21 protein-coding genes are annotated in these 22,166 nt (G+C 71.5%); 11 read left to right on the top strand and 10 right to left on the bottom strand.

The features are described from left to right. Positions 1-32 precede the first annotated feature (32 nt). The 3 genes from ACZ41I_RS03255 to ACZ41I_RS03245 all read left to right on the top strand — a co-directional run bounded on the left by ACZ41I_RS03255 (position 33) and on the right by ACZ41I_RS03245 (position 3,612). Positions 33-779: a DUF3105 domain-containing protein gene (locus ACZ41I_RS03255; RefSeq protein WP_468513032.1), complete on the top strand. Its 747-nt coding sequence runs from the start codon at positions 33-35 to the stop codon at positions 777-779. Further along, positions 776-1,411 carry a DUF305 domain-containing protein gene (locus ACZ41I_RS03250; RefSeq protein ID WP_363216310.1) on the top strand — a complete coding sequence of 212 codons (636 nt, stop codon included), beginning with the start codon at positions 776-778 and terminating at the stop codon, positions 1,409-1,411. The genes ACZ41I_RS03255 and ACZ41I_RS03250 overlap by 4 nt, the downstream gene beginning before the upstream one ends. 248 nt (positions 1,412-1,659) lie before the next feature. Further along, complete coding sequence (locus ACZ41I_RS03245; protein ID WP_363216311.1) at positions 1,660-3,612, top strand: S53 family peptidase; 1,953 nt, start codon at positions 1,660-1,662, stop codon at positions 3,610-3,612. A 59-nt stretch (positions 3,613-3,671) separates the two neighbouring features. Here the strand turns inward: ACZ41I_RS03245 and ACZ41I_RS03240 are convergent, their stop codons facing one another. From ACZ41I_RS03240 to ACZ41I_RS03225, 4 genes are all read right to left on the bottom strand, one after another. Next, entirely contained in the window at positions 3,672-4,889 is a 1,218-nt protein-coding gene (locus ACZ41I_RS03240; RefSeq protein ID WP_363216312.1) for an MFS transporter, read from the bottom strand. Between the two features lie 117 nt (positions 4,890-5,006). Beyond that, positions 5,007-6,056 (bottom strand): endonuclease/exonuclease/phosphatase family protein, encoded by a 1,050-nt coding sequence (locus tag ACZ41I_RS03235; RefSeq protein ID WP_363216313.1) that lies wholly within the window; start codon positions 6,054-6,056, stop codon positions 5,007-5,009. A gap of 186 nt (positions 6,057-6,242) precedes the next feature. Next, entirely contained in the window at positions 6,243-6,872 is a 630-nt protein-coding gene (locus ACZ41I_RS03230; RefSeq protein WP_363216314.1) for a TetR/AcrR family transcriptional regulator, read from the bottom strand. Positions 6,873-6,947: 75 nt separating this feature from the next. Then, the gene (locus ACZ41I_RS03225; RefSeq protein WP_363216315.1) at positions 6,948-8,534 is read right to left on the bottom strand and encodes an MFS transporter; all 1,587 of its coding nucleotides are present in this window, start codon (positions 8,532-8,534) and stop codon (positions 6,948-6,950) included. Positions 8,535-8,735: 201 nt separating this feature from the next. On the opposite strand from ACZ41I_RS03225, the gene panB reads away from it, so the two are divergent. The 3 genes from panB to ACZ41I_RS03210 all read left to right on the top strand — a co-directional run bounded on the left by panB (position 8,736) and on the right by ACZ41I_RS03210 (position 11,675). Next, positions 8,736-9,602: a 3-methyl-2-oxobutanoate hydroxymethyltransferase gene (panB, locus tag ACZ41I_RS03220; RefSeq protein WP_399773744.1), complete on the top strand. Its 867-nt coding sequence runs from the start codon at positions 8,736-8,738 to the stop codon at positions 9,600-9,602. Positions 9,603-9,831: 229 nt separating this feature from the next. After that, positions 9,832-10,857, top strand: a complete 1,026-nt coding sequence (locus tag ACZ41I_RS03215) for an ATP-binding cassette domain-containing protein (RefSeq protein ID WP_468513031.1) — start codon at positions 9,832-9,834, stop codon at positions 10,855-10,857. Continuing rightward, positions 10,854-11,675 carry an ABC transporter permease gene (locus ACZ41I_RS03210; RefSeq protein ID WP_399773750.1) on the top strand — a complete coding sequence of 274 codons (822 nt, stop codon included), beginning with the start codon at positions 10,854-10,856 and terminating at the stop codon, positions 11,673-11,675. Before ACZ41I_RS03215 ends, ACZ41I_RS03210 begins: the two co-directional genes overlap by 4 nt. An 8-nt stretch (positions 11,676-11,683) precedes the next feature. Here ACZ41I_RS03210 and ACZ41I_RS03205 read toward each other — a convergent pair whose 3' ends face one another. Together ACZ41I_RS03205 and ACZ41I_RS03200 are read right to left on the bottom strand one after the other, a co-directional pair. After that, entirely contained in the window at positions 11,684-14,941 is a 3,258-nt protein-coding gene (locus tag ACZ41I_RS03205) for an AfsR/SARP family transcriptional regulator (RefSeq protein ID WP_399773752.1), read from the bottom strand. A gap of 13 nt (positions 14,942-14,954) precedes the next feature. Continuing rightward, entirely contained in the window at positions 14,955-15,443 is a 489-nt protein-coding gene (locus ACZ41I_RS03200; RefSeq protein ID WP_468323641.1) for a DUF6578 domain-containing protein, read from the bottom strand. A 109-nt stretch (positions 15,444-15,552) separates the two neighbouring features. Between ACZ41I_RS03200 and ACZ41I_RS03195 the strand changes: the two genes are divergently transcribed. Next, positions 15,553-16,353, top strand: a complete 801-nt coding sequence (locus ACZ41I_RS03195) for a site-2 protease family protein (protein ID WP_399773756.1) — start codon at positions 15,553-15,555, stop codon at positions 16,351-16,353. On the opposite strand, the gene ACZ41I_RS03190 is transcribed toward ACZ41I_RS03195, so the two are convergent. Beyond that, complete coding sequence (locus ACZ41I_RS03190) at positions 16,343-16,561, bottom strand: hypothetical protein (protein ID WP_399773759.1); 219 nt, start codon at positions 16,559-16,561, stop codon at positions 16,343-16,345. The two genes, ACZ41I_RS03195 and ACZ41I_RS03190, sit on opposite strands and share 11 nt — an antisense overlap. Positions 16,562-16,616: 55 nt before the next feature. Further along, a complete protein-coding gene (npdG, locus tag ACZ41I_RS03185; protein WP_363216324.1) occupies positions 16,617-17,330 on the bottom strand; it encodes an NADPH-dependent F420 reductase in 714 nt (237 codons plus the stop codon). A gap of 148 nt (positions 17,331-17,478) precedes the next feature. Between npdG and ACZ41I_RS03180 the strand changes: the two genes are divergently transcribed. Together ACZ41I_RS03180 and ACZ41I_RS03175 are read left to right on the top strand one after the other, a co-directional pair. Further along, positions 17,479-18,075 (top strand): hypothetical protein, encoded by a 597-nt coding sequence (locus ACZ41I_RS03180; RefSeq protein ID WP_363216326.1) that lies wholly within the window; start codon positions 17,479-17,481, stop codon positions 18,073-18,075. A 62-nt stretch (positions 18,076-18,137) separates the two neighbouring features. Further along, positions 18,138-19,406, top strand: coding sequence for an MFS transporter (locus ACZ41I_RS03175; RefSeq protein WP_468513030.1), 1,269 nt, complete (start codon positions 18,138-18,140; stop codon positions 19,404-19,406). A 10-nt stretch (positions 19,407-19,416) separates the two neighbouring features. Here ACZ41I_RS03175 and ACZ41I_RS03170 read toward each other — a convergent pair whose 3' ends face one another. Then, positions 19,417-19,650, bottom strand: a complete 234-nt coding sequence (locus ACZ41I_RS03170; protein ID WP_399773766.1) for a hypothetical protein — start codon at positions 19,648-19,650, stop codon at positions 19,417-19,419. 58 nt (positions 19,651-19,708) lie between these two features. Between ACZ41I_RS03170 and map the strand changes: the two genes are divergently transcribed. Then, positions 19,709-20,566 carry a type I methionyl aminopeptidase gene (gene map, locus ACZ41I_RS03165; protein ID WP_363216329.1) on the top strand — a complete coding sequence of 286 codons (858 nt, stop codon included), beginning with the start codon at positions 19,709-19,711 and terminating at the stop codon, positions 20,564-20,566. Positions 20,567-20,707: 141 nt separating this feature from the next. Then, positions 20,708-21,355, top strand: coding sequence for a heme oxygenase (biliverdin-producing) (locus tag ACZ41I_RS03160; protein WP_399773769.1), 648 nt, complete (start codon positions 20,708-20,710; stop codon positions 21,353-21,355). On the opposite strand, the gene ACZ41I_RS03155 is transcribed toward ACZ41I_RS03160, so the two are convergent. Beyond that, complete coding sequence (locus ACZ41I_RS03155) at positions 21,352-21,996, bottom strand: PhzF family phenazine biosynthesis protein (protein ID WP_363216331.1); 645 nt, start codon at positions 21,994-21,996, stop codon at positions 21,352-21,354. The genes ACZ41I_RS03160 and ACZ41I_RS03155 overlap by 4 nt on opposite strands. Positions 21,997-22,166 lie beyond the last annotated feature (170 nt).

Raw genomic sequence — 22,166 nt, 5'->3', positions numbered from 1 at the left:
GATGCCACCCCTTTCCCAGAAGGACACACCTCATGGGTACCGCCAAGAACAGCACCGTGGCGCGCAAGGCGCGCATAGAGGAGATGCGCCGCGCCGAGCACGCCCGCGAGCGCCGCAACCGTGTGCTGGCCGTCGCCGCGAGCGTGGTGGTCGTCGCCGGTCTCGTCGTCGGCGGCGTGGTCCTCGTGGACTCCCGGTCGGACGGCAAGGCGGACGGCAAGGCGGACAGCAAGGCAGAGGGCCAGGCGGACAACAAGGCGAACAGCAGGGCGAACAGCGCGAAGGACACCTCGGGCGGCGCCAAGGGCTCCGCCGGTGACGTCGGGCACTGGGTCACCGGTGACGACGGCGTGAAGAGCTGGACCGGCAAGCTGTCCCGGACACACGTGGCGACCGGGGTGGCGTACCCGATGCACCCGCCGGTGGGCGGCAACCACAGCCCCGTCTGGGCGAACTGCAACGGCGACGTCTATCCCGAGCCGGTGCCGGACGAGAACGCCGTGCACGCGCTGGAGCACGGCGCGGTCTGGGTGACGTACACCGGCAAGGCCAACAAGGCCGACATCGACGCGCTAGCGGCCAAGGTGAAGAAGACGCCGTTCTCGCTGATGAGCCCGTACGAGAACCAGGCCGCCCCGCTGATCCTGTCGGCGTGGGGCCACCAGGTGAGCGTCAAGAGCGCGAGCGACCCCGAGGTGGACAAGTTCTTCGCCACCTATGTCCAGGGCAAGCAGACGCCCGAGCCGGGCGCCCCCTGCACCGGCGGGGTCATGAAGTGAGGCGGCGGCACGTCGGATGGATCGCGGGCGCCGCGGCGGCGGTGCTCGTCGCGGCCGGCGCGATCACGTACGCGGTCGCCGAGGACTCCAGCGGCGGCTCGGCGACGACGACGCCGGGCCCCGAGTCGGCGGACGCCGGGTTCGCGCGGGACATGGCGATCCACCACCAGCAGGCCGTCGAGATGTCGTACATCGTCCGGGACCGCACGAAGAACGAGGACGTGCGCAGGCTCGCCTACGACATCGCGCAGACGCAGGCCAACCAGCGCGGCATGCTGCTCGGCTGGCTGGACCTGTGGGAGCTGCCGAAGGTGTCGGCCAAGCCGCCGATGACCTGGATGGGCATGGGCGGCATGGCCTCCGGCAAGGACGGCGCGCTGATGCCGGGCATGGCGACGAACACGGAGCTGAAGAAGCTCCAGTCGCTGAGCGGCAAGCAGGCCGAGATCCTGTATCTGCAGCTGATGACGGACCATCACAAGGGCGGGATCCACATGGCCGAGGGGTGTGTGGCCAAGTGCACCGTCGGCGTGGAGAAGCGGCTCGCCCAGGGCATGGTCGACGCGCAGCAGTCGGAGCTTGAGGTGATGGCCGGGATGCTGAAGGAGCGGGGAGCGGCGCCGCGGTCGTGAACAGCGGTACGTGAACAGTCCCCGGGCCGTTCCGTTACCCAACTGTGAGGTACGAAACGCGCAATTCGCCCCACCTGACGGGCACTTGAGCTTCTCTTGACCTTTACGTTCCCCTGGCATGAACGGTTCATCGACAGAGTGACCCCCATCATGTGATCCATTCGACCGGCCGAACCGCCGCGGGCCGGCGCGCGGATGCATGACGTACCGACCACTACATGCATGCGAACCGCATCGCAGGGGGTTCTATGAGATCCAACCGCGCCAAGCTGCGCGCTGTGAGCATGGCAGCGACACTGCCCATGGTCGCCGGCGCGCTGGCGCTGGGCATACCCGCGGCGCACGCCGCGGACAGCCCCGCTCGTGACGCACTGAAGGGCACCAAGCCGCTCTGGGCCACGGCCAAGGCGGACAAGGGCGCGACCCCGGACAGCGCCCAGGTGAAGGCCCGGGTGTACCTGGCCGGCAAGGACGCGGCGGGCCTCGCGGCCTACGCCAAGGCCGTGTCCGACCCCAGCTCGCCGCTGTACGGCAAGTACCTGAACGCCAAGAAGGCGCAGGCCCGCTTCGGGGCCACCAAGGCCCAGGTGACCGCCGTCAAGAACTGGCTGACCTCGGCCGGTCTGAAGGTCACCCAGGTCACCCCGCACTACGTCGCCGTCTCCGGTGACGTCGCCGCCGCCGAGAAGGCGTTCGGCACCCAGCTGCACAACTTCGCCAAGGGCTCGGCGACCTACCGCGCCCCGGCGCAGACGGCCTCCGTGCCGTCCGCCCTGAAGGACGCCGTCCTGACCGTCACCGGCCTGGACAACGCCCCGCACAAGGCGAACCACGACGACCAGCTCCCGCCGCCGGACGCCGTGTTCAAGAACTCCGGGCCGTTCTCCTCGTACTTCGGCTCGAACATCGCGACGACCCTGCCCGACGCGTACGGCGGCAAGATCCCGTACGCGATCAAGGGCTACACCGGCAAGCAGCTGCGCGCCGCCTACGGCGCCGGCTCCTACACCGGCAAGAACGTCCGCATCGCCATCACGGACGCCTACGCCTCGCCGACCATCGCCTACGACGCCGGCAAGTACGCGCTGAAGAACGGTGACGCGGCCTGGAAGACCGGCCAGCTGCACCAGGTGCTGCCGAAGAACTACACCAAGACCAAGGAGTGCGGCGCCGGCGGCTGGTACGGCGAGGAGACCCTCGACGTCGAGGCCGTGCACGCGGTAGCCCCGGCCGCCGACGTCACCTACGTCGGCGCGGCCTCCTGCTACGACGACGACCTGCTCGACTCGCTCAGCAAGATCGTCGACAACCACCTGGCCGACATCGTCTCCAACTCCTGGGGCGACATCGAGGGCAATCAGACGCCGGACCTCGCCGCCGCCTACGACCAGGTCTTCCAGCTGGGCGCGGTGCAGGGCATCGGCTTCTACTTCTCCTCCGGTGACGACGGCGACCAGGTCGCCAAGTCCGGTACGAAGCAGGTCGACACCCCGGCCAACTCGGCCTGGGTGACCGCGGTCGGCGGTACGTCCCTGGCCGTCGGCAAGGGCGACACGTACCAGTGGGAGACCGGCTGGGGCACCGAGAAGGCGACCCTGTCGGCCGACGGCAAGAGCTGGACCAACTTCCCCGGCACCTTCACCTCGGGCGCGGGCGGCGGCACCAGCAGGACGGTCGCCCAGCCGTACTACCAGAAGGGCGTCGTCCCGGACTCGCTCGCCAAGGCCAACAGCGCCGACGGCAACCGTGTCGTCCCGGACATCGCGGCCATCGCCGACCCGAACACCGGCTTCCTGGTCGGCCAGAGCCAGACCTTCCCGGACGGCTCGCAGCAGTACAGCGAGTACCGCATCGGCGGCACCTCGCTCGCCGCTCCGGTGATCGCGGCGGTCCAGGCCCTGGCTCAGGAGGCGCGCGGCGGCAAGGCGATCGGCTTCGCCAACCCGACCATCTACGCCAAGTACGGCAAGAAGGGCGTCTACCACGACGTCACGGACAACCCGACGGGCTCCGGCCTGGCGGTCGCCCGCATCGACTTCGTGAACGGCCTGGACGCCTCCGGCGGCCTCGCGACCTCGGTCCGCAGCCTCGGCAAGGACAGCTCGCTGTCCGCGGTGAAGGGCTACGACGACGTCACGGGCGTCGGCTCGCCGGCAGGCGGATACGTCGCGTCGTACGCGAAGCCCGCGAAGAACCACTGACGCTCCGCTGAGCGGAAGGGGCCCGGGGTCACGAAGACCCCGGGCCCCTTTGCGCCGGGTCAGTGGTGCAGTGCCCCCGACTCCTGCGGAACGCCGGACGTGACGACCCGGCCGGCCGACGGAGTCCCCCGGCGTCGGTCCACCGCGTACGCCACGCTCGCCACGCCCAGCCCCAGCACCGCCAGCGCCGCACCGGCGAGCGCGGGGGACGTCGTACCCAAGCCCGCCGCGAGGGCGAGGCCGCCGATCCACGCGCCGCCGGCGTTGGCCAGATTGAACGCCGCCTGGTTGGCGGAGGAGGCCAGGGACGGTGCCGCGGCCGCCTTCTCCATCACCATCAGCTGGAGGGGCGAACCCGTGACGAACGCCGCCATGCCCAGCAGTGCCACCGCCGGCGCCGCGCTCCACGGCGCCCGCATGAGGAGGGGGAACAGCAGGAGCACGAGCCCCAGAGAAGCCAGCCCGCCGAACAGCGTGCCCCGCAGGGAGTGGTCCGCCAGGCGGCCGCCCAGCAGGTTGCCCGCCGTGGCGCCCACGCCGAACAGGGCCAGCAGCAGCGTCACGTTGCCCTCCGCGAACCCGGCCGACCCGGTCAGCATCGGGGTGACGTAGCTGTAGGCCGCGAAGAGCGCGCCGAAGCCCGCCACCGTCGTACCGAGGGCCAGCCAGACCGGGAGGGAGCGCAGGGCCGCCAGTTCGCCGCGCAGGCCCGCCGACGAAGCCCCGTGCCCCCCGTCACGCGGAACGAGCAGGGCCAGCGAGGCGATCGCCGCCAGGCCGATCACGCTCACACCCAGGAACGCCGCGCGCCAGCCCAGGTGCTGGCCGACCAGCGTCGCCACCGGCACGCCCGCGATGTTGGCGACGGTCAGGCCGAGGAACATCAGGGACACCGAGCGGGCCTTGCGCTCCGGCGGGACCATCGCCGTGGCGACGACCGCTCCGACGCCGAAGAAGGCACCGTGCGGCAGGCCGCTGAGGAAGCGGGCGGCGAGGAGGGAGCCGTCGCCGGGAGCGAGGGCGGAGAGGGCGTTGCCGACCACGAACAGGGCCATCAGGGCGATCAGGACCGTGCGGCGGGACATGCGGGCCGTGAGCGCGGCGAGCAGCGGGGCGCCGATCACCACGCCCAACGCGTAGGCCGAGACCAGGTGTCCGGCGGTGGGGATCGAGATGTGCAGGTCGTCCGCGACGTCGGGCAGCAGGCCCATCATCACGAACTCGGTGGTGCCTATTCCGAAAGCGCCGACGGCCAGGGCGAGCAGGGCCAGGGGCATGAAGGGCCTGTGCCTTTCACGTAGGAGTCGACTCGACGTGGGAGTCGACGAGAGGGAGTTCCGTACAGCTTATGTTCAGCTACAGAACAAACTCTCCCCGGGCCCTGTTCCACCGGCTTACGAGGACGTGTCCAGCTTCACACGGGCGGCCACCGGGAGGTGATCGCTGCCGGTGCGCGGCAGTGTCCAGGAGCTCTCCGGCTCCATGCCCCTGACCATGATCTGGTCGATCCGCGCCATCGGGAACGACGCCGGCCAGCTGAACCCGAAGCCACTGCCGGCCGCGCCCTGGGTGGAGCGCATCTGGGAGGTGACGGCGTTGAGCGAGCGGTCGTTCATCGTGCCGTTCAGATCGCCGAGCAGGACGACCTGCTTCAGGGGCTCGTCGGCGATGGCCTCGCCGAGCGCGTCGGCGCTCTTGTCGCGCTGGCGGGCGGTGAACCCGGCCTCCACCTTCACCCGGACCGAGGGCATGTGGGCGACGTACACCGCGACGGGGCCGTGCGGGGTGGTGACGGTGGCCCGCATCGCGCGCTTCCAGCCGAGCTTGATGTCCACCGCCTGCACATCGCTCATCGGGTACTTGCTCCACAGACCGACCGTGCCGACGACCGCGTGGTACCGGTACGTCGGTGCGAGCGCCTTCTCGTAGACGGCCACCGCCGTGCCGGGGACCTCCTCCAGGGCCAGGACGTCGGCGCCGGAGGAGGCGACGTCACGGGCGGTCACGGCGGGGTCGGGGTTGTCGGCGTTGACGTTGTGGGTCGCCACCATCAGGTCGCCGCCCGAGCCCGACTTGTCGGTGAGCAGCCCGCCGAAGAGGTTCAGCCATACGATCGCCGGGAGGACGACGGCGATGAGCGCGGTCGCCGACTTCCGGATCAGGCCGAGCAGCAGCAGGACCGGGATGGCGAGGCCCAGCCAGGGCAGAAACGTCTCGGTCAGACTGCCGAGGTTGCCCAGCCGGTTCGGGATGCGCGAGTGCAGCAGCATCACCAGGGCCAGGAGCAGCGCCAGCACCGCAAGGACGGTGCCCCGGCGCCAGATCCGTGGATCCCCGCGCCACCCGGCGAGCAGACGGTGCGTCAGGCGCCGAAGCCGGGATCCCGGTCGCTCGGGCCCCGAGCCGCCGTCCGCCGTCTCCGTCATGTACGCCTGCTGCGCCATACCGTCTGCCTCACTGCCTGCCGTGCACACCGTCGTCCCCCGTGTTCTTCCGACCCTAGGGGATGATCGGCTCCGTTCCCGCCGTCCCATGACGGCCGTACGGAAGACGAGGACGAAAGAGCCGGGGCGGGGAGTTCCGTTTTTCCCGGGACGGCCGGGGTCTGTGACGAAACGCGCACATGAGTGCTACGAGGCTGTCGAGCTGACGGGGCGTAGGCCTGCCAGGACCGTGTCGACGATCTGCTCCGCCAGGCCCTCGGGCAGGTCGGCGTCCGGGCGCAGCACGGCCCGGGTGAGCATGGGGCCGACGAGCATGTCGTTGGCCAGTTCCAGGTCCACATCGGCGCGGAGTTCGCCGTTGCGCTGCCCGCGGCGCAGGACTTCGACCCCGAGGTCGCGCCGTGGCGCCACGACGTTCGCGTGGTACGCGGCCCAGATCCTGGGGCTGCTCTTGATCTGGGCGTGGGCGTTGTGCAGGAGCGCCGACGTCCGGCTGGCGAGGCCGCGCTGGCGCAGGTTCTCCAGCAGGACGACGAGGTCGTCGCGCATGGAGACGCCGGGGAGTTCGGGGTCGGCGGGCTCAGCGGCGCGCACGACGTCGATGAACAGGTCCTCCTTGCCGCTCCAGCGGCGGTAGATGGTGGCCTTGCCGACCCCGGCGGTGCGGGCGATGCGCTCGATGGAGAGTTCGGCGAGGGGCACGCCCTCCTCCAGGAGCTTCATCACGCCCTCGATGATGGCGCGCTCCACGGCCTCACTGCGGGGCCTGCCCCGTGCGGGGCAGCCCGGTCGCGGCCGGCTTTCGGCAAGGCTCACGTCGATCCGTCCTCTCACTGTGCTGCGGGAATTGTCCCGCAGCCGCCTCCTTCCCCCGTTGAACCGCGGTCCGCGTCAGTCGGCGGCCGCGACCAGCTCTGCTTCCTTCTCGCCCTGCTCGGTGGCGGGCGGCTTGCCCGGCAGGAACAGGGCCGTGACGACGGCGCCGATCAGTGCGACGCCCACTCCGCACAGCGCGGTGACGTGCATGGCGTGCAGGAACGCGTCGTCGGCGGGTGTGACCAGGGCCTTGCCCTGCGGGCCGAGCTTGTCGGCGATGCCGAGCGTGGCCTCGATGGACTCGGCGGCCTTGTCGCGCAGGGCGGGCGGCAGCATGCCGAGCTTGCCCTCGATGCCGTTGCGGTACGACGTGGCGAGCACCGAGCCGAGGACGGCGATGCCGAGCGCGCCGCCGACCTGGCGGAAGGTGTTGCTGAGCGCGGAGGCGGAGCCGGCCTTCTCGCGCGGCAGCGCCTGCATGATGACGACCGAGGTCGGCGTCATGATGTGCGCCATGCCGGTGCCCATGAGGAAGAAGACGACCTCGAGGATCCAGATCGGCGTGTCGGCCTCGAAGGTGGCGAACATGGCCAGTGTCGCCGCGATCAGCACCAGACCGGCGGTGGTGGTGGCCTTGTTGCCGAACCGGTCGACCAGCAGCCGGGCCCGCGGCGCGAAGATCAGCTGGGCGACGGCGAGCGGCAGCATCAGCACACCGGACTCCAGCGGGGAGTAGCCGCGCACGCTCTGGGTGTAGAAGACGCCGAAGAACGTGACGCCCATCAGCGCGAAGAAGACCAGCGCGATGGCGCTCATGGCGGCCGAGAAGACCTTGTTCTTGAAGTAGGTGACGTCGAGCGACGGGTGGTCGCTGCGCTTCTCGAAGACGACGAACGCGGCCAGCACGACGAGACCGGCGATGATCGTCGCCAGCACCTTGGTGTCGGTGAAGTCGGCCAGCTCGCCGCCCTTGATGATGCCGTAGACCAGCAGGACGAGGCCGACGACGGACAGGACGACGCCGACGGGGTCGAGGCGGCCGGGCTTGGGGTCGCGGGAGTCGGGCACCAGCCAGACCATCAGGACCAGCGCGAGGATCACGATCGGCACGTTGACGAAGAAGACCGAACCCCACCAGAAGTGGTCGAGGAGCGCACCGCCGGTGATCGGCCCGATGGCGATGGCGAGGCCGACGCCGCCGGCCCAGATGCCGATGGCCTTGGGCTGCTCCTCGCGCTCGAAGACGTTCATCAGGACGGCGAGGGTGGCGGGCATGACGAAGGCGGCGCCGACGGCCATCAGGGCGCGGTAGGCGATCAGCTGGTTCGGCGAGCCGGACTCGGCGGCGAGCATGGAGCCGATGCCGAACACGGCGATGCCGCCGAGCAGCACCTTCTTGCGGCCGAGGCGGTCGCCGATGAGGCCGGCGGTGAACAGCAGGCCGGCGAAGACGAGGGTGTAGGAGTTGATCGCCCACTCGATCTCGCCCTGGGTGGCGCCGAGGCCGGTCGGCGCGGGGCTGGAGATGGTCTTGATGGCGACGTTCAGGATCGAGTTGTCGAGCACCACGATCAGCAGGCTCAGCATGAGCACGCCGAGAATCGCCCAGCGGCGCCGGTGCACCGCTTCCGGTATCCGGGAGGCAGGGACGGGACTTGTCATGTGTTCGACCCTACGGCCATTTCGATACGGAACCGTCTCGTATCTTAATTCTTTACCAAGGCCTTACCCGCAGGGACCTTCCCGGGCGCCGGGCGGGGATCACAAGGGGCCCCTCTGGTCCTGACTGGCACGAGGTGCCACCATGGAGGCGATCCGGGGACGCCGTCAGGGCGCCTCGAGATGACTGAAGGAGCCGTTGCCATGACGCAGCTTTCGGCTGCCCAGAACAAGCCTTCCGACGGCAGCAAGGCGCTGTACGGGGGGAAGGGCACCCGCCGCATCACCGTCCGCGACATCACGCTCGCCAAGGAGCGGGGCGAGAAGTGGCCCATGCTCACCGCCTACGACGCGATGACCGCGTCCGTCTTCGACGAGGCCGGGATCCCGGTGATCCTGGTCGGTGACTCGGCGGGCAACTGTCACCTCGGGTACGAGACGACCGTGCCCGTCACCCTCGACGAGATGACGATGCTGTCGGCGGCCGTGGTCCGCGGCACCCAGCGCGCCCTCATCGTCGGCGACCTCCCCTTCGGCTCCTACCAGGAGGGCCCGGTGCAGGCGCTGCGCTCGGCGACCCGGCTGGTGAAGGAGGCCGGCGTCGGCGCGGTCAAGCTGGAGGGCGGCGAGCGGTCGCACGAGCAGATCCGGCTGCTGGTGGAGTCCGGCATCCCGGTCATGGCCCACATCGGGCTGACCCCGCAGTCCGTCAACGCGATGGGCTACCGCGTGCAGGGGCGGGGCGAGGAGGCGGCGCAGCAGCTGCTGCGGGACGCGAAGGCCGTACAGGACGCGGGTGCGTTCGCGGTCGTCCTGGAGCTGGTACCGGCGGAGCTGGCGGCCGAGGTGACGCGGGTGCTGCACATTCCGACGGTGGGTATCGGCGCCGGACCGGAGACGGACGCGCAGGTGCTGGTCTGGACGGACATGCTCGGGCTGACCTCCGGCCGGGTGCCGAAGTTCGTCAAGAAGTACGCGAACCTCCGTGAAGTGATGGGCGACGCGGCGAAGTCGTTCGCGGAGGACGTCGTCGGCGGAACGTTCCCGCTGGAGGAGCACTCCGTCCACTGAGCCATTGCGGCAACACCGGGCAGCCCGCCGATCATCCCCCGTCGGCGGGCTGGCCCTTTTTTGGCGCCTGATCCGGCGCCGCTCTCGCGGACGTGGCTGCTCGCCGTCGTGGTTCCTCACTTGATGGTTGCGGTGGTCGTCTGATGGTTGCGGTGGTCGTCGGGAAGTTGTCGGTGGCTGTAGGCGGCCTGTCGGTGGTTTGTCGGTGGCCCCTGGCACCGTCTTCCCCATGAAGCGAATCCACGAGAACCCCGTCGGCGCGAGCCACGCCGTGACGGTACGGGGACTGGTCAAGCACTACGGCGAGACCAAGGCACTGGACGGTGTGGACCTGGACGTGCGCGAGGGCACCGTGATGGGTGTGCTCGGCCCGAACGGCGCCGGCAAGACCACCCTCGTACGGATCCTGTCCACCCTGATCGCCCCGGACGCCGGCCGGGCGACCGTGGCCGGGTACGACGTCGTACGGCAGCCCCGCCAGTTGCGCCGGGTGATAGGCCTCACCGGGCAGTACGCCTCCGTCGACGAGAAGCTGCCCGGCTGGGAGAACCTGTACATGATCGGCCGGCTGCTGGACCTGTCCCGCAAGGACGCCCGCGCCCGCGCCGACGAGCTGCTGGAGCGGTTCTCCCTGACCGAGGCGGCCAGGCGGCCGGCGAGCACGTACTCCGGCGGTATGCGGCGACGGCTGGATCTCGCCGCCTCGATGATCGGGCGGCCGGCCGTGCTCTACCTGGACGAGCCGACCACCGGGCTCGATCCCCGTACCCGCAACGAGGTGTGGGACGAGGTGAAGGCGATGGTCGGCGACGGTGTCACCGTGCTGCTGACCACCCAGTACATGGAGGAGGCCGAACAGCTCGCCTCCGAGCTGACCGTGGTGGACCGCGGGAAGGTCATCGCCACGGGAGGGACCGAGGAGCTGAAGGCCCGCGTCGGCGGGCGCACCCTGCGGGTCCGGCCGGTCGACCCGCTGCAACTGCGCCCGCTCGCCGCCATGCTGGACGAGCTGGGCATCACCGGGCTCGCCTCCACCACCGTGGACACCGAGACCGGCACCCTGCTGGTGCCGATCCTCAGCGACGAGCAGCTGACCGCAGTGGTCGGCGCGGTCACCGCGCGCGGCATCACGATCTCCTCCATCACCACCGAACTCCCCAGCCTGGACGAGGTGTTCCTGTCCCTCACCGGCCACCGCGCCAGTGCCCCGCAGGACACGACGTCCGCCGACGCCCGCCAGGAGGTCGCCGTATGAGCGCCACCACCGCCACCACCGCTGTCACCGACTCCGACGTCCGTATCCCGCTGCGCGGGCATCTGCGGCACACCGGCGCGCTCATCCGCCGCAATCTGCTCTGGATCCGCCAGGACCCGGAGTCGATGTTCGACGCGCTGCTGATGCCGGTCGTCTTCACCCTGCTGTTCGTCTACGTCTTCGGCGGGTCCATCGGGCAGGCGCTCGGCGGCGGCCAGGGCAGGTACGTGCAGTACGTCATCCCCGGCATGATCGCCATGATGAGCATGACCCTGTCGCAGGGGGTCGGCACCGGGTTCAGCCAGGACTTCAACAGTGGCGTCATGGACCGGTTCCGGTCGCTGCCGATCGGCCGCGGGTCCGTTCTGTTCGCGAAGATCGCCGTCGAGCTGGCCCGCATGCTGTTCGCCACGACCGTGCTGATGGTCGTCGCCGTGCTGGTCGGGTTCCACATCCACCACTGGGCCGGCCTGTTCGCGGCCGTGGGTCTGTCCGCGCTGTTCGCCTCCTCGATCATGTGGGTGTTCCTCACCCTCGGCGTGATCCTGAAGAACGCGCAGTCCGTGCAGGCGATGGGCTTCCTGGTGCTCTTCCCGCTGCAGTTCGGGTCCTCGATCTTCGCGCCGCCGAAGTCGATGCCGGGCTGGCTGCAGCACTTCACCGACTACAACCCGCTGTCGACACTCGCGGACGCGGCCCGCGGCCTGATGGACGGCGGACCGGTCGCGCATCCCCTGTGGGTGACCGTGGCCTGGTCGGTGGGGATCACGGCCGTCATGGGACCGGTCGCCATCCACAAGTTCCGCACCAAGAGCTGAGCCGTGGCTCAGACCAGGGCGGTGGCCTCCGCGAGGGAGAGGCCACCGCCCTCGGCGTACGCGGCCCGGTAGGCCGGTTCGTCCAGGCCCCGGCGGATCCGGGCCTCGGTCAGGTCGTGGCAGCGCAGCTCGACGCCGGAGAGGATGTGGCCGGCCGGCAGCAGGGCGTCGGCGGCGCCCAGGCAGCGGGCGGCGTCGGCGGCGCGGCTGCCGCCGTCCAGGGCGGCCAGGGCCATCGCCGCGGTGGTGAGGCACACCGAGTGCAGATGCGGGGCGATGGTCTGGGCCAGTGGGTCGCGGGCGAGGTGCATCGCCCGCCGGGACCGGTCCAGGGCCGCCTCGGCATGCCCGTCCAGCGCGTCCAGCCAGGCCTCCTGGGCGAGGATCATGGAGTCGAAGACGACAAAGTGCGCGATCTTGAACTCCTCGCGCAGCAGGCGCAGTTGCTCCCGGGCCTCGGCGACGCGACCGGTCAGGCCCAGCCAGCAGCCGAGGAAGAGCCGGGCGGCCGGCATCGCCTCGTTGAGGGAGCCCTCCTGGCTCGCGATGACGTCCCGGAGCAGTTGCTCGCCGCGTTCGAGGTCGCCCGTCTCCATGAGCACGCTGCCGAGGCGGGCGCGGAGGACGGCCATCTGGCCGCGGGCGCCGAGGCGTTCGGCGTGTTCGATGGCCGCCCGGTAGTCGGCGGCGGCCTCGCGGTAGGCGCCCTGGCGTTCATGGGCCTCGCCGCGGGCGGACAGCGCCTCCGCGGTGCCCCAGGCGTCACCGAAGCGGCGGAAGATCTCCAGCGACTCCTCGGCGTCACGGGTGGCGTTGCCGGCCCAGGCGGCACGGTTGGCGAGGAGGTTGGCGCGCAGTTGCAGGGTCGTGGCCAGTTCCCACTCGAAACCGGGGGTGTCGCGGCAGGTCTGTACGCACGCGTCGATGACCGCCCACATCCGCTCGGCGCCGCCGGTCAGCATGACGGCGAAGAACCAGAGCAGGCCGGGCACCCGGCAGGTCTGCGGCAGCCCGGGCTCGTAGGTCTCCACGACGGCGTGCAGCTTGGCCTGCGCCTCGGGCGTCTGCCACGACTCCAGATCGTGGTCCATGCAGGCGAGATGGGCGAGGTGGACGCCGCGCCGGGCCTCGGCGAGGATCTCGCCGGTGTACGGGGGCGGGGCGTCGGTGCAGCGCTGCCACAGCGGTGCGGCGGGCCGTACGGGTGCGGCGAAGGGGTCGGGGCCGAGCGCCATGACCTCCTCGCACCAGGCGCGGGTCTCGATGCGCTGGTCCCGCATCTGCCAGAAGACCACCAGGGACAGTACCAGGCACAGCGCCTCCTGCTCGTCGCCCGCGGCGATAGCGTGCCGCAGCGCGGTGCGCAGGTTCTCGTACTCCAGCTGGAACCGGTCGATGGCGGTGCGCTGTCCGGGGCCGCGCAGCAACGGGTCGGTGGTGCGGGCGAGTTCGCGGTAGTACGTCAGGTGCGCGCGTTCGGCGTCGGCGCGGCGGCCGTTCTCGTCGAGCCGTTCGCCGGCGTACTCGGCGACGGTCTCCAGCAGCCGGTAGCGCATCCCGCCCTCGGCCACAGGCGCGGCCACCACCAGGGACTTGTCGACCAGGGAGCCGAGCGCGTCCAGGGCGACGGGGCCGCACACGGCCTCGGCGGCGGCCAGGTCGCAGCCGCCCGCGAAGACGGACAGCCGGGCGAGGACGTCCCGTTCGTCCTCGTCGAGCAGTTCCCAGGACCAGTCCACGACGGCCCGCAGGGTCTGCTGGCGGGGCAGCACGGTGCGGCTGCCGGAGGTGAGCAGCCGGAACCGGTCGTCGAGCCGGTCGGCTATCTGACGGGGGGTGAGCATACGCAGCCGCGCCGCCGCCAGTTCGATCGCGAGGGGCAGTCCGTCGAGCCGCCGGCAGATCTCGGCGCAGCCCTCGGGATCGTCCTCGGTACGGAATCCGGGCCGGGCCGCCGCGCCCCGGTCGGCGAGCAGCCGCAGTGCGACCGGCTCGGGCAGCGGCTCCACCGGACGCACCAGCTCCCCCGGCACACCGAGGGGCTCCCGGCTGGTGGCGAGGACGGTCAGCCCGGGGCAGCGGGCCAGCAGCCGCTCGGTCAGGTGGGCGGCGGCCTCGACGACGTGCTCGCAGTTGTCGAGCACGATCAGCATCCGGCGCCGCGCGCAGTGCTCCACGAGCCGTTCGAGGGGGTCGTCGTACCGGTCGGCGACCGCGCGCATGCTCTCGGCGCCGGCGCCGTGCAGCACGGTCTCGCGGGCGCCGATCGCGGTGAGCACGGCCTGCGGTACGGCGTCGGGGTCGTCCACGGGTGCGAGCTCGGCCAGCCACACTCCGTCGCGGACGGTGTGCCGTACCGCTTCGGCGGCCTCCTGGGACAGCCGGGTCTTCCCGGCGCCGCCGGGCCCGAGCAGGGTGACCAGGCGGGCGGCGGCGAGATCGGCGCCGATGGCCTCGATGTCGGCTTCCCGGCCGACGAAGGAGGTGAGCCGGGCGGGGAGGTTGCCGAGGACCGGGCGCGCGGGCTCCGGCGGAGCCTGGGTGAGCAGCAACTCGGCGTGCAGCGCCCGCAGTTCGGGGCCGGGGTCGGAGCCGAGCCGGTCCGCGAGCAGCCGTCGTACGTCCTCGTAGGCGGCCAGTGCCCGGGCCGGGCGGCCGGTGTCGCGCAGGGCGCGCAGCCGCAGGGCCTGCAGCGGCTCGTCCAGCGGGTGGGCGTCGCACAGGGCGGTCAGTTCGGGCAGCGACTGCTCGGCGTGCCCGAGGGCGAGGGCGGCGGTGTGCCGGGCACGCAGGGCGTCGAGGCGGCGGGTCTCCCAGCGGGCCGCCTCGGCGGTGTGGTCGGGCAGGTCGGCGAGGGCGGGGCCGCGCCACAGGGCGAGTGCGTCGTCGAGGACGGCGGCGGCCTTGGCCGGGTCGCCGTCGGCGAGTGCGGCAAGGCCGTCGCCGGTCAGCCGCTCGAAGCGGGTGAGGTCGACGTCGTCGGGCGCGGCGGTGAGCCGGTAGCCGCCCTCGGCGGAGGCGACGGCGTCCGCGCCGAGGGTGCGGCGCAGCCGGCCGACGAGCGCCTGCAGCGCACCGGCGGCGTCGGCGGGCGGCTCGGCGCCCCACACCTCGTCGACGAGCATGCCCACGGGCACGGTCCGCCCGGCCCGCAGCGCGAGCACGCCCAGCAGGGCACGCAGCCGCGCCCCGCCGACCGGGACGGCCGTACCGTCGGGGCGGAGTACCTGGGTGGTGCCGAGCAGGCGATAGCGCACGGGGTCCATTGTCTCCGAGCGCTCAGCGGCGGTCACCGGGTTTCGGCGGTGTGCCGTCCGGGACCTCCAGGGTGACGAGGACGCCGACGGCGCGGCGGACACGGTACGGAACCCGCCGCGCCGGCCGCTTGTCCTCCTCGAACCCCGGGAACCACTTGGGACACTTGTCGACGGGCTCCAGGGTCCGTGCGCCGGGCACCGGTTCCAGCGCGCGCCCGGCCGCCCGGACGACCACCGTGCCGGGCGCCGGGCCGGCGGGTTCGGCGGCGCCCGGGTCGTGGCGGGCCGTGTACTCCTGGTGCACCAGGTCGATGGCGCAGACCCGGCCGACGGTCCTGTGCTTCGGGCCTCCGTGGTTCTCCACCCACGCGTCGGCGCCGTACCAGCGGTCGTCCCTGGCCTGTGACCCGTCGACGGCGACCAGCCGCCAGCCGACCTCCTGGCCCACGCCGAACGGCCTGCCGCAGCACTCCATCTGCCAGTCCTCGTAGAACACCCTCATCCGTGGCATTGCCCCACGTTTTCAGGAACCGGACGGCGAGCGCGAGACGTTTCCCCCACGAGTGCGCGGCCGGTACGGTCGCATTCCCGACCGTCCCCGTCCGCACAGGAGTCCGCCGATGACCACCGCCACCACCCGCCGCGGCGAGCGCCGAGTCAGCCCGGTGTTCATCGGGATCCTGGCCGTGACGGCGGTGACGGGCTGGGCCACCTGGAGCGGGTACGCGGCGCAGCCGGGCGTCGCGGTGTTCCTGTTCGTGACGGCGGCCTGGATCGTCTCCCTGTGCCTGCACGAGTACGCGCACGCGCGCACGGCCCTGCACAGCGGGGACATCACAGTCGGCGCCAAGGGCTACCTCACGCTGAACCCGCTGAAGTACACGCACGCGCTGCTGAGCATCGTGCTCCCGGTGCTCTTCGTGATCATGGGCGGGATCGGCCTGCCGGGCGGCGCGGTGTTCATCGAGCGCGGCCGGATCCGGGGCCGCTGGCGGCACAGCCTGATCTCGGCGGCGGGCCCGCTGACGAACGTGCTGTTCGCGGCCGTGTGCACCGCACCGTTCTGGCTGCACGCGCTGGACGGCGTCCCCGCCGACTTCCAGTACGCGCTGGCGTTCCTGGCGCTGCTCCAGGTGACGGCGGCGATCCTGAACTTCCTGCCGGTGCCGGGCCTGGACGGCTACGGCGTCATCGAGCCCTGGCTGTCCTACCAGGTGAAGCGCCAGGTGGAGCCGTTCGCGCCGTTCGGTCTGCTGTTCGTGTTCGCGCTGCTGTGGGTGCCGTCGGTCAACACCGCGTTCTTCGACGTCATAGACGCGCTTCTGCAGCACCTGGGCGTGGGCGGCTTCTCGCGCTACTGCGGCCAGGAGCTGTACCGCTTCTGGCAGGGCACCCCCGAGATCTGCCAGGTCACCCCGTGACGGACGTGTCCTGCGCGGTGGTGGTCCGGTCGCGCTTGACGTAGTACCAGGTCATGTTGGACGTCAGGCCTGCCAGCAGCACCCAGACGATCCCCAGCCAGCTGCCCTGGGCGAACGAGACGACGGCGGCGGCCACGGCGAGGACGCAGACGACGAGGGTGTAGAGGGCGAGTCGCCGGGTCCGGGCGGGCGGGGGCAGGAGGGGCATGGGGTCGGCTCCTTGCGGGGGGACACTGCTGCGACGAACAGTGTCCCCCATCCGCTCACACGTCGGTGAGGCGGAGCCCGGCGTGTGCCTTGTAGCGGCGGTTGACGGAGATCAGGTTCGCGACCAGTGACTCGACCTGGTGGGCGTTGCGCAGCCGCCCGGCGAAGATGCCGCGCATCCCGGGGATGCGCCCGGCGAGGGCCTGCACGATCTCGACGTCGGCCCGCTCCTCGCCCAGCACCATGACATCGGTGTCGATCTGCTCGATCCCGGGGTCCTGGAGCAGGACGGCCGACAGGTGGTGGAAGGCGGCGGCGACGCGGGAGTCCGGCAGCAGGGCGGCGGCCTGCTCGGCTGCGCTGCCCTCCTCGGGCTTGAGGGCGTAGGCGCCCTTCTTGTCGAAGCCGAGCGGGTTGACACAGTCCACGACGAGCTTGCCGGCCAGCTCCTCGCGCAGGGACTTCAGCGTGTCGCCGTGGCCGTCCCACGGTACGGCGACGATCACGATGTCGCTGCGGCGCGCGGTCTCGGCGTTGTCGGCGCCCTCGACGCCGTGACCGAGTTCCTCGGCGGCGGCGCGGGCACGCTCGGCGGCGCGGGAGCCGATGATCACCTTCTGGCCGGCCCGGGCGAGCCGGTAGGCGAGGCCCTTGCCCTGCGGTCCGGTGCCGCCGAGCACGCCGACGACGTACCCGGAGACGTCGGGCAGGTCCCAGGGGTCCTTGGCGGGGGCCTTGGCAGGGGTCTGTGCGCTGTCGGTAGAGGTCATGGGGCGAGCCTACGTCCGTGGCGCGGGCGGCACGGGTTCAGGTGAGCCGGTGCACGGGGAGGGGGTGGCCCGGGGTACGTCCCCGAGGCGGGCGAATTCCGCGTGAACTCCACGTCACGAATGGCCGGTTGCGGCAGGATGCGGACGCATGGACGCCGTACGGGTCGCGTTGCTGCGGGAAGTGCTCGCCGGGACCGAGTGGCTGGGGGCCACCCGGCGATTCGCGGGGGTGCTGCGCGGGTCGGTGGTGGCGCACGGGGGCGGGTTACTGCTGGTGGGCACGCCGGCGTACGAGCCGTGGCATCTGGCCGCGCACCTGGTGGACGAGGCCGCGTGGTCCGGGACGCCCGAGCTGGCCCCGACCCTGGTACGGCATCACGCGCGCCCCTGCGACCCGCCGCACCTGGCCGTCGGACCGGGCCGGATCCAGGCGGCGCGGCGCGGCGAGACCCTGCTGGTGGTGGCTCCCGAGGAGCCCGCGCCGCTGCTGGAACGTGTCCACGACGCCCGCCGGGCCGGGGTGACCGTGCTGGCTCTCGGTGCGGGCGGGGGTGAACTCGCCGCGATGGCGCATGACACGCTGGCCGTGCCGGAGGGGGCGGAGCTGGACCTGGACACGGTGCAGCACCTGCTCAGCGCGGCGGCGGGCGAGAACGGCGGCTCTCCGAGGGTTCGGCGGGGGTTCCGGGACAGGCTGGCCCGGCTGACGGAGATCCTGACGGCACCGCCGCCCGCTCCCTGGTGACACAAGCGGCTCGGCACGGAAATACGGTTGCCCCTGCACCCGGCCCGGCCGAACATGCCCCGGTGACCCGCGCCCTTCTCCCCGACCTGTCCCCCTGGAAGGCATCCGCGGATTTCCGGCGTCTGTGGAAGTCCGGCCTGATCAGCAACTTCGGCAGCTTCCTCACCTTCGTCGCGCTCCCGGTCCAGCTGAAGGACCTGACCGGCTCCGCGGCAGCGGTGGGTGCGATCGGCGCCGTGGAACTGCTGCCGCTCATCGTCTGCGGCCTGTACGGCGGCGCCCTCGCCGACGCGCTCGACAAGCGGAAGCTCATCGTGTGGACGGAGGCCGGCCAGGGGCTGCTCAGCGCCGCCCTGCTGGTCGACGCCCTGCTCCCGCACCCGGCGGTGTGGCCGCTGTACGCCGTCGCCGCCCTCTCCTCCGCGCTGGTCTCCGTGCAGCGTCCCGCCCTGGACTCCCTGTGGCCACGGATCGTCGCCCACGACGACATGCCGGCGGCGGCCTCGCTGAACTCGCTGCGCTGGACCGTCGGCGGAGTCGCGGGACCGGCCCTCGCGGGCGTGGTCGTCGCCTACGCGGGCCTGGGCTGGGCGTACGCCGCCGACCTGCTGACCTTCGCCGTCTCGCTGGCGTTCATCGTGCCCATCGCCCCCTCCCCCGCCTCCCACGAGGCGTCGAGACCCTCGCTGGGCGCCGTCCTCGAAGGCGCCCGGTACGCCTGGAGCCGCAAGGACCTCCTCGGCACCTACGTCGTCGACCTCGCCGCGATGTTCCTGGCCATGCCGCTCGCGGTGCTGCCGTTCCTCGCCGACGAGCTGCACGCCGACTGGGCCCTCGGCCTGATGTACGCCACCGTGCCCGCCGGGGCGATGCTGGTGAGCCTGACCGGCGGCTGGGCGTCGAGGATCCACCGGCATGGGCTGATGGTGGTGCTGTCGGCGGCCGGCTGGGGCCTCGCGGTCGCGGCGGCCGGTGCGTGCGGGAACGTGTGGCTGGTCCTGCTGTTCCTCACCGTCGGCGGTGGGTTCGACATGGTCAGCGGGATCTTCCGGGCCGCGATGTGGAACCAGACGATCCCGGACGAGCTGCGCGGCCGGCTCGCCGGGATCGAGCTGCTGTCCTACTCGGTCGGCCCGCAGCTGGGCCAGGTCCGGGCGGGTGGCCTGGCCGCCTGGGCGGGCGTACGGACCTCCGTCGTCTCCGGCGGGCTGGCGTGCGCGGGTGCGATGGGGCTGCTGGCGCTGTGCCTGCCGGGTCTCATGACGTACGACGCCCGGACCGACGAGCACGCGGTGCGGATGCGCGAGCGCCGCGCCGCCGTACCGGCGTGACCCCTCGCCCTCACGCGTCGTCGGTGTCGCTCTTCGCGGACGCGTCGTGCCAGCGCGGGTCGTTCTCCCACTGGAGGTTGCGCTCGGCGGCGGTCTCCATCGCGCGCTGGGCCTCCTGCGGAGAGGCATACGGCCCGAAGCGGTCCTTGCCCGGGCAGTCCGGGCCCTCCTCGACCTTCTTGTGTTCCAGGCAGTAGTACCACTCGCCCGGCTTGCCGACGGTGCGCTTCTTGAACAGGGCCATGAACAGCTCCTCTCGCCACCGACATGTTCCCCCATGTGCGCTCGATAGACTCGCTGGCATGTCTGGCCAGTCGCTGCTCGTACCAGGGGAGCTGTCTCCCACCCGTTCGGTTCCCGGAAACATCCGCCGCCCCGAGTACGTCGGCAAGCCCGCGCCGGCGCCGTACACCGGGCCGGAGGTGCAGACCGCGGAGACCATCGAGGCGATGCGGATCGCCGGCCGTATCGCCGCGCAGGCGATGGAGGAGGCCGCGAAGATCATCGCGCCCGGGGTCACCACCGACCAGCTCGACAAGGTGGCCCACGACTACATGTGCGACCACGGCGCCTACCCGTCCACGCTCGGCTACCGCGGCTTCCCGAAGTCGCTGTGCACATCGGTCAACGAGGTCATCTGCCACGGCATCCCGGACTCGACGGTCCTCAGGGACGGCGACATCGTCAACCTGGACGTGACGGCGTACATCGGCGGGGTGCACGGCGACAACAACGCCACCTACCTGGTCGGGGACGTGGACGAGGAGTCCCGGCTGCTGGTGGAGCGGACCCGCGAGGCGCTGAACCGCGCGATCAAGGCGGTCCGGCCGGGCCGGCAGATCAATGTCATCGGCCGGGTCATCGAGTCGTACGCCAAGCGGTTCGGGTACGGCGTGGTGCGGGACTTCACCGGCCACGGGATCAACTCGTCGTTCCACTCCGGGCTGATCATCCCGCACTACGACAGCCCGCACGCGACGACGGTCATGCAGCCCGGCATGACCTTCACGATCGAGCCGATGCTGACGCTGGGCACCCATGAGTACGACATGTGGGACGACGGCTGGACGGTCGTGACGAAGGACCGCAGGCGGACGGCCCAGTTCGAGCACACGCTGGTGGTGACGGAGACGGGTGCGGAGATCCTGACCCTGCCGTAGCCGCCGCTTTTCGCTCGGCCCGCTCCCTTCGGGGGGCGGGCCTTTCTCATGCCCGGATCCGTGCCGGGGGCGGTCCTGATGTTTTTCCGACACACTGTCGGTAAACTTGCCGACAGGCCGTCGGCAAACCGAGGAGTGTCCATGGAGTCGTTCTCGTCCCTCATCCGCATCGCCTCCCACGAGCAGCACATGGAGGCGGAGACCTCGACGTTCATGGGCGACCTGCTCGGCGGCAGGCTCGGCGTGGACGCCTATGCGCGCTACACCGAGCAGCTGTGGTTCGTGTACGAGGCGCTGGAGAGCGGCATCGGGCGGCTGGCGGCGGATCCGGTGGCGGGGCCGTTCATCCGGCCCGAACTGTTCCGGCTGGCCGCGCTGGAGCGGGACCTGGCACATCTGCGGGGGCCGGAGTGGCGGGCGGGCCTGAGCGCCCTGCCCGCCACGCACGCGTACGCGGCTCGGGTCCGCGAGTGCGCCGAGCGCTGGCCGGGCGGTTATGTCGCCCACCACTACACCCGCTACCTGGGCGACCTGTCCGGCGGCCAGATCATCCGCGACCGGGCCGAGAAGACCTGGGGCTTCACCAGGAAGGGCGACGGCGTCCGCTTCTACGTCTTCGACGGCGTCCCCAACCCGGCGGCCTTCAAGCGCAGTTACCGGCAACTGCTCGACGGAATAGGGGTGGACGACCTGGAGAAGCAGCGGATCGTCGGAGAGTGCAAGCGGGCTTTCGCCCTCAACACCGCGGTGTTCCGGGCGCTCGGGGACGAGTTCCCGCTGAGCGCCTAACGCTCCAGGAACACCCGGCCGCCGATCTCCACCCAGCCGTGCGGCTGAGGCGCGGTCAGGATCTGGGAGCCCCTGCCCTGGGTGATGTTCAGGGCGCGGCCCAGCCGGTCGGTGAGGAGCAGTGCGGCGGCGCCGGTGGCCTCGTCCTCGTCGATGCCGTCGCCCCGGCCGGGGAAGGCGCGGGCCCGGATCCGGCCGGCCGCCTCGTCCTCCCAGGCCCAGGCGTAGATCCACTCCCCGGGCGGGGGCACCTCCAGGGCGTCGACCTCGGCGGCGGTGGCGTACTGGCGCAGGGTGCGCGGCGGGGCCCACTCCGCCCGTGCCTCGATCCAGCTGAACTCGCCGTCCAGGCGGGCACCGACCACTCCGGCCGGGGTGACCAGTTCGGGCACGTCGAGCAGCCAGGCCGTGCCGACGCAGGGGTGACCGGCGAAGGGCAGCCGCAGGGTGGGCGTGTAGATGTCGATCACACCACGCTCGGGGTCGTCCACGAACACGGTCTCGCTGAAGCCGAGTTTGCCCGCCAGCGCCTGCCGGTCGGTTCGCTCGGGCAGCACCGAGCCGTCGCGGACGACACCGAGTTCGTTGCCGTAGCCGCCGTGCGGTCCGCAGAAGACACGGAGTACGTCGTAGTCAGTCACGGGGGAATTGAAACATCGCGGCGGCGGCGAGCGCGTCCCAGGCGGGGGCGCCGCCGGGGAGCGGCCGGGCGCGGATGCCGGACGGTTCGTACGGCGTCCCGGCAGTAAGGCGACGGTCTGCCCACGGGCCATTCTGAGACGTGAATCACGACCCCGGGGGGTAGTGGTGA

The organism is Streptomyces sp. NPDC030799, from assembly GCF_055572255.1.
The sequence above is the reverse complement of the archived record's forward strand: the minus strand, read 5'-3'. Positions and strand labels throughout refer to the sequence as shown.